The organism is Streptomyces sp. NPDC005899 (assembly GCF_040629645.1).
Lineage (GTDB): Bacteria > Actinomycetota > Actinomycetes > Streptomycetales > Streptomycetaceae > Streptomyces.
In genome coordinates this window covers 1-9,503 of record NZ_JBEXWB010000251.1, presented here as the reverse complement: position 1 = coordinate 9,503, position 9,503 = coordinate 1, and the positions used below count along the sequence as shown (strand labels likewise).

The window sequence follows — 9,503 nt, the reverse complement described above, 5'->3', positions numbered from 1 at the left end:
GGCGCCGGGACGGGACCCTCGGCCCGTTCGGCACCGCAGCCCGGAGCTGCCTGGCCGGCGGTGTGCGGTGCCTCCGGCCACTGGAGGTACCGGCGCGGTCAGGGCAGAGAGCGCCGGTCACCTCGGTCCGCTCTCCTGTGCGGGGAGAGCGGAGGTCTTCGTGTCATGCCCGCACACACCGCATTGTGGACTAGACCAATGCGTCGTGTCCATCCGCGGGCACGGACGTTCTCCCTGAGGAGTCCGTCCCTCCACAGTGTCACGCATCGAAGGGCGGATCGGTTCGGAACCTCGTGGTTTCCACAGGTACGCTCGCCCCTGTGCCCTCCATGAACGACCTTGTCCGCCAGCACACAGCCCTGAGTGACACCGACCTCGAGTGGCTCCACCTGCTGGTCTCGGAGTGGCAGCTGCTCTCCGACCTGTCCTTCGCCGACCTCGTGCTGTGGGTGCCCACCCGTGACGGGACCCGCTACGTCTCCGTGGCACAGATGCGGCCCAACACCGGCCCCACCTCCTACCAGGACGACATGGTGGGCCATCTGGTGCCCCGGGGGCGCCGGCCCCTGCTCGACGCCGCCCTGGACGAGGGCCGCATCGTGCGGGAGGGCGACCCCGAGTGGCGTGAGGAGGTGCCCGTACGGGTCGAGTCGATCCCCGTGCGCCGTGAGGGCCGCATCCTGGGCGTCATCGCCCGCAACACCAACCTCCTGACCGTGCGTACGCCGTCCCGGCTCGAACTCACCTACCTCCAGTCGGCCTCGGACCTGGCGCAGATGATCGCCGCCGGCTCCTTCCCGTTCCCCGGCCAGCAGGTCGACATGGACGCGTCGCCGCGCGTGGGCGACGGGCTCATCCGGCTCGATGCCGACGGGGTCGTCCAGTACGCCAGCCCCAACGGCCTCTCCGCCTACCACCGGCTCGGCCTCGCCTCGGACCTCGTCGGTCACCACCTCGGTGCGACGACCGCCGAACTCGCGCCGTCCCGGGGGCCGGTGGACGAGGCCCTGGTGAAGGTGGCGAGCGGTTACGCGCCCAGGGAGTTCGAGGTGGAGGGCGCCGGCGGGGTGATCCAGCTGCGGGCCATCCCGCTGAAGCCGAAGGGTGTGCGCATCGGTTCGCTCGTCCTGCTCCGCGACGTCACGGAACTCCGGCGCCGTGAGCGGGAGTTGATCACCAAGGACGCGACCATCCGGGAGATCCACCACCGGGTGAAGAACAACCTCCAGACGGTGGCCGCCCTGTTGCGCCTCCAGGCCCGCCGGATGGACTCACCGCAGGGCCGCGAGGCGCTCAACGAAGCGGTGCGCCGGGTCGGCTCGATCGCGATCGTCCATGAGACGCTGTCCCAGAATCTGGACGAGCGTGTCGAGTTCGACGAGATCGCGGACCGCGTCATCGCGATGGTCGCCGAGATCTCGCCCGGCAAGGTCACCTGCCGCCGCACCGGCCGCTTCGGGATCCTCGACGCGGAGGTGGCCACCCCCCTGTCCATGGTCCTCACCGAGGTGCTGCAGAACGCCCTGGAGCACGCGTTCACGGTGGCCGAGCGCGGCACCGTGGAGGTGTCGGCGGTCCGTGGCGGTTCCCCGGCCGAGGGCCGGCTGCTGATCACCGTCGCGGACGACGGACGGGGACTGCCCGAGGGGTTCGACCCGCAGCGGGCCGGCAATCTCGGGCTGCAGATCGTCCGGACCCTGGTCGAGGGCGAACTGGGCGGCACGTTCGGCATGGTTCCGGGACCCGAGCGCGGCACCCAGGTGGTGCTGGACATTCCGGTCCGCAACAGCGCCACGAAGAACAGTGCCACGTAGCGGGAGTAGCGACGCCATGTAGCGGGAGTCCGGCGCGGTGGGCATCGGCCCCGGCACAGCAGTGGGCCCGGACCGTGGTGACGGTCCGGGCCCACTGCGTGGTGCTCACGGTGCGATGCGCTTCGGGGGTACTGCGCGCTGCGACTCGAAGGCGGGGCTGTGCGTACGCTCTGTACGCGCCGCCTGGCTGAGGCTCGTGGTGCGGGGGCGTCGGTCAGGCGCTGGCGTTACGCGCCCGGTTGCGAGCGGCACGGCGCTTCATTGCGCGGCGCTCGTCCTCGCTGAGGCCACCCCAGACGCCGGAGTCCTGGCCGGACTCGAGCGCCCACTGCAGGCACTGCTCCATGACGGGGCAGCGACGGCAGACGGCCTTGGCTTCCTCGATCTGCAGCAGCGCAGGACCGGTGTTGCCGATGGGGAAGAACAGCTCGGGGTCTTCCTCACGACAAACGGCGTTGTGACGCCAGTCCATGGCTGCTACCTCTCCTTGGTATTACATACATACAGTGCTTGTGAATGTGAACGCTTTCACGAATCCCCCCGCAGACGAAGGTCCGACGCCCAGATGAACTGGTTGTGGTCCTGTTGTGGTGAGGAGGGGTTCTGGCTCTCAGTGGAGGCCGATGCTGCGGGCCGTCTCGATCGCCATGTAGAGATTCGCAAACCTCGGCTGCGGATACAACCCCTTCTGGAAAGTTTTTTTTGATTCCTCGGTGTCGACTAGGTCACAGCCGTACTTCTAAGGGGTGGGGCCCAGCCCAAACGTTCGAGTTAAAGGACTTTGAGGCCTTCCACTCACACAATCACACGCAGTGCACGGCGTACGCCTGTGAACGTCACGCTCGTACGGAGCCCCAAGTGGTCACCGTCCATCTGGAAGGGCAGTGGCGCCTTGGAATGCAAGGTGAAGTCGGTGAGGTCGTGGAGCGACACCGCGTGCTTGCCGTGCGGGCCCTTCTCGGGGCTCGAAGTGAGCAGCTGGGTGGCGTACCGGGTCACCGCGGGAGTGGACAGGCGCTTCAGGGCGAGCACGTCCAGAGCGGTGTCGAACGACGCCTTCGGCGAGGCGTATATCGGGCGGTTGCCCAGGTAGGTCCAGGGCGCGGTGTTGCAGATTATGGACAGTGCCAGGTCGGTCACCGGCTCCTGGCCGGGGACCTCCAGGGTGATCAGGCCGTTGCGCCGGTGCGGATCCCCGAGGAACTGGCGGACCACCTGGCGCACGTACAGGGCGTGGGTCGAGCGCTTGCCGAGCTCGCGCTTCTGTTCGACCCGGCCGATCACGCCCGCGTCGAAGCCGAGCCCGGCGCAGAAGGTGAACCAGCGTCGCGGGGCGGCCTCGTCCGGAGTGCCGGGGGTGCCGGCGGCGAGCCCGAGCCCCACCGTCCGGCCGCTCCGGGCGGCGAGGGCGTCCAGGATCGCACCGGTCGCCTCCACGGCGTCGTTCGGAATCCCCAGGGCGCGCGCGAAGACGTTCGTGGAGCCGCCGGGGACGACGGCGAGGCTCGGCAGGCCGTCGACGTCGGGGCCCGCGTGCAGCAGGCCGTTGACCACCTCGTTGACCGTGCCGTCACCGCCGAGGGCGACCACCAGGTCGATGTCACCGGCGTCGGCGGCCCGTCTGCCCAGGTCCCGGGCGTGCCCCCGGTACTCCGTCGTCACCGCGTCGAGCTTCATCTCGCTCGCCAGGGCGTGGATGAGGACGTCACGCGTTCGCGCGCTGGTGGTGGTGGCTGCCGGGTTGACCACGAGGAGTGCGCGCATGCCCGCCAGAGTACCTACCGTGCGGTACCGGCCCGAAGTCGTGATCCTTTACGTCCGCAACCGGTCACGCTGCGTCACGGACGTCGTCCGGTGGTACGGGAGCGGCCCCGGCTTCGCTTTCCGCCGGCCGGGATGCCAATCTGAAAGGCGTGAGCACTCAGCAGAACACGCCCGCTTCGCCGTCCCCGGCCGCCCCGGAGAAGCCGGCCCGCATCACGGTCCTGGCCGGACTCACAGCCCTCGAAGGCTCCGCCCTCGCACTCGGCGGTGTCTACATGCTGGTCATGGGGCTGCTGGGCCGGCCCGACAGCCCCCAGCAGGCGGAGACGGGCGGACTCACCCTGATCGCCCTGGGCCTGATTCCGCTCCTCGCCGCCCGTGGACTGCTGCGGCGGCGCAGCTGGAGCCGGGGGCCCGCGCTCATCACGCAGATCATGGCCATGCCGGTGGCCTGGACGCTGCTGCGGGCGCAGGGCGCGCTGATCCCCGCGGGCATCGTCCTGGCCGCCGTGGCCGTGACGGCACTCGTCCTGCTGTTCAACCCGGCGACCTCGCGGGCGCTCGGCATCCGGGGGCCGTGGACGACCCCCGAGGCCTGAGCCCGAGCGTCCACCGCCGGCTCCCGGCGGCCCTACTCCTCGACGAGGAGGCGCTCACGCAGCTGTGCGAGCGTGCGGGCCAGGAGGCGGGAGACGTGCATCTGGGAGATGCCGACCTCCTGGGCGATCTGCGACTGGGTCATGTTGCCGAAGAAGCGCAGCAGCAGGATCCGCTTCTCCCGCGGCGGGAGGCCCTCCAGCAGGGGTTTCAGCGACTCCCGGTACTCGACCCCCTCCAGCGCCTCGTCCTCGGACCCCAGGGTGTCCGCGACGGCGGGCGACTCGTCGTCCGTGTCGGGGACGTCCAGGGAGAGCGTGCTGTAGGCGTTGGCCGATTCCAGCCCCTCCAGAACCTCTTCCTCCGAGATGCCCAGCCGCTCCGCCAGCTCGTGGACCGTCGGCGAGCGGCCGTGCTGCTGGGAGAGCTCCGCGGTGGCCGTGGTCAGCGACAGGCGCAGCTCCTGGAGGCGGCGCGGAACCCGTACCGCCCAGCCCTTGTCGCGGAAGTGGCGCTTGATCTCGCCGACGACGGTGGGCGTCGCGTACGTCGAGAACTCCACCCCGCGGTCCGGGTCGAACCGGTCCACCGACTTGATCAGCCCGATGGTTGCCACCTGGGTCAGGTCGTCCAGGGGCTCGCCGCGGTTGCGGAACCGGCGGGCGAGGTGCTCCACGAGCGGCAGGTGCATCCGCACCAGCCGGTTGCGCAGCTCGGCCTTCTCCACGGAGCCGTCGGGAAGCTCCCGCAGCTCCACGAAGAGGGCCCGGGCCCCGCTGCGGTCATGTGGATCGTGGTGCCCGTGCTCGCTCATCTGGCCCGCCCGCTCCGCCTGCGACTGCTCCGCCGCGACCGTACGGCCTTGCGTCCCGTCCGCGCCGTCCACCGGATGCGGCCGGGCCTGCTGCTCCGGGACGGCTGCTGGGCGCACCGCCCCGGACCGGATCGTCTCGTCCCGCACAGGACCGTCCCCGTTCCCGTCGCTCACGCCGGCCCGGGTCCCGCGCCGCGCTGCTTGTAGAGGCTGATGCTGACCGTTCGGTCGTCGGCGACCGTCGAGTCGACCTTGCCGGCCAGCGCGGAGAGCACCGTCCAGGCGAAGGTGTCGCGCTCGGGGGCGCGGCCGTCGGTCGTGGGCGCCGACACGGTCACCTCGAGGGAATCGTCCACGAGGCGGAACACGCAACTGAGGACGGAACCGGGCACGGCCTGCTGGAGCAGGATCGCGCAGGCCTCGTCGACGGCGATGCGCAGGTCCTCGATCTCGTCGAGAGTGAAGTCCAAGCGCGCTGCGAGACCGGCCGTGGCCGTACGCAGCACCGACAGGTAGGCACCCGCAGCGGGCAGCCGGACCTCAACGAAGTCCTGGCTCCCGGGCTCGCCTGCGATCTGGGACACCCTCACCTCCAAGGTGGCACAAACTCGTTCGAGGCTCAGGGACGAGTGCCCGGAGCCGTGCGGTCCGTCGCCGGTTCTGTGACCCGGCGACGCTATCGCGACCCATGATGCCGTGTCGCCGAGAGCCCGTTCCCGCTCGTCACTCATGGTAGGCACACGAGCACGCACAGTGGCTAGTGGTCTGCGGCGGTCAATTGCGAAGAACCGGCGCCGGTTTGACGTACCCAGACGTCAGACGATCGAACCGTCCTCGAAGCACCATCGCCAGGTCTCGCCGGGTTCGAAGCTCCGCATCACCGGATGGCCCGTCTCCCGGAAGTGCGCCGTGGCGTGCTTCAGCGGGGAGGAGTCGCAGCACCCGACGTGCCCGCAGGACAGGCACAGCCGCAGCTGTACGGGATGGCTGCCCACCGCCAGGCACTCCGGGCAGGTGGCACCGAGCGGGGCGGGTTCGGGGCGCGGCAGTTCGTGAACATGGGGGCACTCACTCATGATGGCCACGTTACGTCGGATACGAGGACGGTGAGATGGACGCATTGCCGCTGGTGGCCCTGGTCGCGGCCAGTGCCGCGGTCGCGGGGGCGGCCCGCCGCACACCGGTGCCCGCGCCCCTGCTGCTGGTCGCGGCCGGCCTGCTCGCCTCCTACCTGCCGGGCGTGCCCACCTACACGCTCGACGCGCACATCGTGCTGCCCCTTCTGCTGCCGCCGCTGCTCCACACCGCCGCGGTCGACAGCTCCTACCTCGACCTGCGGGCCAACCTGAGGCCGGTCGCGCTGCTCTCCGTGGGATACGTCCTGTTCGCGACCCTCGCCGTCGGCTGGCTGGCCTACCTGGTCGTCCCGGACCTGCCGCTCACCGCCGCGCTGGTCCTCGGAGCGGTGATCGCCCCACCGGACGCGGTGACGGCAGCGGCGATCGCCCGCCGGGTCGGGCTGCCCGCCCGGGTCACGACCATCCTCCAGGGCGAGTCCCTGGTGAACGACGCCACCGCGATCACCGCCTTCAAGGTGGCGCTCGCCGCGGCGGTCGGGGAGGGCATGAGCTGGGGCGCCGGGATCGGCGAGTTCCTGCTGGCCTCGATCGGGGGTGTCGTCGTCGGCCTGGTGCTGATGGTGCCCCTGCACTGGCTGCGCACGCACCTGCGGGAGGCACTGCTCCAGAACACCCTCTCGCTGCTGATCCCCTTCGTCGCCTACGCGGCGGCGGAGCGGGTGCACGCCTCCGGGGTGCTCGCCGTGGTCGTCGTCGCGCTCTACCTGGGGCACCGCTCCTGGCAGGTCGACTTCGCGACCCGGCTCCAGGAGGCGGCCGTCTGGAAGATGGTCGCGTTCGTCCTGGAGTCCGCGGTCTTCGCGCTCATCGGGCTGCAGCTGCCCTTCGTGCTCAAGGGGCTCGGTACGTACGGGGTCGGCCAGGCACTCCTGTACGCGGTGGCCGTCTTCGTCGCCGTCGTCGTGGTGCGTTTCGTCTGGGTCTATCCGACGAGCTACCTGCCGCTGTGGCTGTCGCGACGGATCAGGGAACGGGAGGCCGCGATGCCGTGGAGTTCCCCGCTGATCGTGAGCTGGGCCGGCATGCGGGGGGTCGTGTCGCTGGCGATCGCCTTCTCGATCCCCATGGTCACGCACGACGGTGAGGGATTCCCGTCCCGCAACCTGGTGCTCTTCCTGACCTTCACGACGGTGATCGGGACACTCGTCGTCCAGGGACTCACGCTTCCGCTGCTGGTGCGGGTCCTCGAGCTCCCCGGGCGGGACGCGCAGGCCGAGACCCTGGCCGAGGCGCAGGCGCAGAGCGAGGCGTCCGCGGCCGCGGAGGCGCGGCTCGACCAGCTGCTGGCCGGACCCGGCAACACCCTGCCCGGCCCGCTCGCCGACCGGCTGCGCACGGTGATGGAACGGCGCCGCAACGCCGTCTGGGAACGGCTCGGCGCGGCCGACCCCGTCACGGGGGAGTCGGCGGACGACACCTACCGCCGGCTGGCCCGCGAGATGATCGGCGCCGAGCGGGAGGTCTTCGTCCGCCTGCGGGACGAACGGCGCATCGACGACGAGATGCTCCGCGCCCTGCTGCGCCGCCTCGACCTGGAGGAGGCGGCGGCGTACCGGGAGTCCGACGAAGCCTAGGGTCGCCGCGCCGCCGCGCTCACGGCCGTCCGGTGATCACCGCGGTCACCGCGGATCCCGGGGCGAAGGCGCCCTCGCCGACGAGCCGGACCAGCGCGTACAGCAGCTTGGCGACGTAGAGCCGTTCGACGGCGAGGCCGTGGCGGTCCTCGAAGTCGTCGGCGAAGGCGTGCAGCTCCGGTGTCGTCCGCGCGTAGCCGCCGAAGTGGAAGCGTTCGTCCAGGGACCACCGTCCGGCGGGGGCGCCGAAGGCCTCGCGCTGGAGATCGCGCACCACGTCGGCCAGGAAGCCGCCGCGCAGGACCGGCACTCCCAGGGCCCGCTGGTCCGGCCCCAGCCCTGCCGCCAGTCCGGCCAGTGTGCCGCCCGTGCCGCAGGCGACGGCGACGACCCCTCCCTGCTCGCGGAGCTCGCGGCCGAGCGCTGTGCAGCCCTGTGCGGCGAGCGCGTTGCTGCCACCCTCCGGGACGACCAGGCAGTCCCCGAAGAGGCGCAGCAGGCCGTCCAGGACCTCGGCAGACGTCTTCGAGCGGTAGGTGGCGCGGTCGACGAAGTGCAGGCGCATCCCGTCGGCCGCGCAGCGGGCGAGCGAGGGGTTCAGGGGGCGGTGCGCCAGCTCGTCGCCGCGCACGACACCGACGGTGGGGAAGCCGAGCAGCCGCCCGGCGGCGGCCGTGGCGCGCAGGTGGTTGGAGTAGGCCCCGCCGAAGGTCAGCACGGTCCGGCCGGAGGCGGCCCGCAGGTTCGGGGCGAGCTTGCGCCACTTGTTCCCCGGCAGATCCGGATGTATCAGGTCGTCGCGCTTGAGCAGCAGGGTCAGGCCGCGGCGGGCGAAACGCTCGTCCTCGGCCGGCTGCAGGGGGGAGGGGATGACCGGCTGCAGCCGGGAGAGATCGGGTGCTTCGCGGTGCATGGCCTCATTGTGGTCGGCTTGGGGCGGCGCGGGCCACCGCGGTGCTACTTGAGGCGGTCGTGGATCCGGCTGCGCATGCCGGTCATCGAGAAGCCGCGCGGATCGACCTTGCCGGGCTGCCACTCCCGGTGCCCGATGACCGAGGGGGCGTCCCAGTGGTGGAACCGGCAGACAGCGGCCGCGGCCTTCTCGACGGCCTCCAGCTGGACGGCGGGCCAGGGGTCGTCCCCGTCGCCCAGGTTCTCGCACTCGAATCCGTAGAAGTGCCGGTTGCCGTCCGTGTTGGCCTCGTTGTCCGAGGGCAGCCGCTTCTCGCCGATGACGGCCCGCAGGACGTCGTCGTCACCGAGTCCGGCGTGGTTGGCGCGGCCGTAGCCGACCAGGTGGACCCTGCCGTCCTTGGTGATGACGCCGTGGCACAGCGGACCGGGAAGGCCCGCGTATCCGTCCCGGCAGATGTCGACGGTGCGGGCGGCGCCCTCGGTGACGGTGTGGTGGAGCATCACGCCGTGCACAGGCCCCCACGGTCCCTTGTGGTTGCGGTTGTGGGTACGCCAGTCGCCCACCTGGACGACGGTGAGCCCTTCGTTCTTCAGGGCCTTGAGGAAGTTGCTCGCGGACATGGGTGAGGACATGACCGACTCCTTCTGCGCGTGGGGGAGTGTGTCCTTACAGCGCTTGTACCTGGAACACGGCGCTCCGGTCCACAGGTTCCGGCCATGTGCGAGACCATGTTCGATCCGATCCGGACATGCCTGTACGCAACGGGAGCCCCGGGGGCCTCACCGATGACGCTCGGTCCGGTACCGGCCGCCGGGCCCCGGACGCCGGCTTCCGGAGGCCCGCCGGTGTGCGGGCCCGGGCGGCCCGCGGGCCGGGCGCGCTGCC

10 protein-coding genes are annotated in these 9,503 nt (G+C 71.0%); 3 read left to right on the top strand and 7 right to left on the bottom strand.

The genetic code is table 11. From position 1 onward, the window contains the following. The first annotated feature begins 329 nt into the window (after positions 1-329). Positions 330-1,814 carry a PAS domain-containing sensor histidine kinase gene (locus ABZ371_RS23665; RefSeq protein WP_358682991.1) on the top strand — a complete coding sequence of 495 codons (1,485 nt, stop codon included), beginning with the start codon at positions 330-332 and terminating at the stop codon, positions 1,812-1,814. Between the two features lie 214 nt (positions 1,815-2,028). Here the strand turns inward: ABZ371_RS23665 and ABZ371_RS23660 are convergent, their stop codons facing one another. Further along, positions 2,029-2,286, bottom strand: coding sequence for a WhiB family transcriptional regulator (locus ABZ371_RS23660; RefSeq protein WP_003953983.1), 258 nt, complete (start codon positions 2,284-2,286; stop codon positions 2,029-2,031). 323 nt (positions 2,287-2,609) lie between these two features. Then, positions 2,610-3,578 carry a diacylglycerol kinase family protein gene (locus tag ABZ371_RS23655; RefSeq protein WP_358682989.1) on the bottom strand — a complete coding sequence of 323 codons (969 nt, stop codon included), beginning with the start codon at positions 3,576-3,578 and terminating at the stop codon, positions 2,610-2,612. A 149-nt stretch (positions 3,579-3,727) separates the two neighbouring features. Between ABZ371_RS23655 and ABZ371_RS23650 the strand changes: the two genes are divergently transcribed. Beyond that, a complete protein-coding gene (locus ABZ371_RS23650) occupies positions 3,728-4,177 on the top strand; it encodes a hypothetical protein (protein WP_358682987.1) in 450 nt (149 codons plus the stop codon). 32 nt (positions 4,178-4,209) lie between these two features. Here the strand turns inward: ABZ371_RS23650 and ABZ371_RS23645 are convergent, their stop codons facing one another. The 3 genes from ABZ371_RS23645 to ABZ371_RS23635 form a co-directional block, all read right to left on the bottom strand. After that, entirely contained in the window at positions 4,210-5,136 is a 927-nt protein-coding gene (locus tag ABZ371_RS23645; RefSeq protein WP_358682993.1) for an RNA polymerase sigma factor SigF, read from the bottom strand. 23 nt (positions 5,137-5,159) lie between these two features. After that, the gene (locus ABZ371_RS23640) at positions 5,160-5,573 is read right to left on the bottom strand and encodes an anti-sigma regulatory factor (RefSeq protein ID WP_030113604.1); all 414 of its coding nucleotides are present in this window, start codon (positions 5,571-5,573) and stop codon (positions 5,160-5,162) included. Positions 5,574-5,804: 231 nt separating this feature from the next. Continuing rightward, positions 5,805-6,065 (bottom strand): UBP-type zinc finger domain-containing protein, encoded by a 261-nt coding sequence (locus tag ABZ371_RS23635; RefSeq protein ID WP_358682984.1) that lies wholly within the window; start codon positions 6,063-6,065, stop codon positions 5,805-5,807. 35 nt (positions 6,066-6,100) lie between these two features. Here ABZ371_RS23635 and ABZ371_RS23630 point away from each other — a divergent pair, with 35 nt between their 5' ends. Beyond that, the gene (locus ABZ371_RS23630; RefSeq protein WP_358682982.1) at positions 6,101-7,702 is read left to right on the top strand and encodes a Na+/H+ antiporter; all 1,602 of its coding nucleotides are present in this window, start codon (positions 6,101-6,103) and stop codon (positions 7,700-7,702) included. Positions 7,703-7,721: 19 nt separating this feature from the next. Here the strand turns inward: ABZ371_RS23630 and ABZ371_RS23625 are convergent, their stop codons facing one another. After that, positions 7,722-8,615, bottom strand: coding sequence for a pyridoxal-phosphate dependent enzyme (locus tag ABZ371_RS23625; protein WP_358682980.1), 894 nt, complete (start codon positions 8,613-8,615; stop codon positions 7,722-7,724). A 44-nt stretch (positions 8,616-8,659) separates the two neighbouring features. Continuing rightward, positions 8,660-9,250, bottom strand: coding sequence for an N-acetylmuramoyl-L-alanine amidase (locus ABZ371_RS23620; protein ID WP_358682978.1), 591 nt, complete (start codon positions 9,248-9,250; stop codon positions 8,660-8,662). Positions 9,251-9,503 lie beyond the last annotated feature (253 nt).

Bases quoted from the DNA above. Each gene is read 5' to 3' on its own strand.
- ABZ371_RS23665 (WP_358682991.1), top strand. From the start codon at position 330: ATGAACGACCTTGTCCGCCAGCACACAGCCCTGAGTGACACCGACCTC.
- ABZ371_RS23660 (WP_003953983.1), bottom strand. From the start codon at position 2,286: ATGGACTGGCGTCACAACGCCGTTTGTCGTGAGGAAGACCCCGAGCTG.
- ABZ371_RS23655 (WP_358682989.1), bottom strand. From the start codon at position 3,578: ATGCGCGCACTCCTCGTGGTCAACCCGGCAGCCACCACCACCAGCGCG.
- ABZ371_RS23635 (WP_358682984.1), bottom strand. From the start codon at position 6,065: ATGAGTGAGTGCCCCCATGTTCACGAACTGCCGCGCCCCGAACCCGCC.
- ABZ371_RS23630 (WP_358682982.1), top strand. From the start codon at position 6,101: ATGGACGCATTGCCGCTGGTGGCCCTGGTCGCGGCCAGTGCCGCGGTC.
- ABZ371_RS23625 (WP_358682980.1), bottom strand. From the start codon at position 8,615: ATGCACCGCGAAGCACCCGATCTCTCCCGGCTGCAGCCGGTCATCCCC.
- ABZ371_RS23620 (WP_358682978.1), bottom strand. From the start codon at position 9,250: ATGTCCTCACCCATGTCCGCGAGCAACTTCCTCAAGGCCCTGAAGAAC.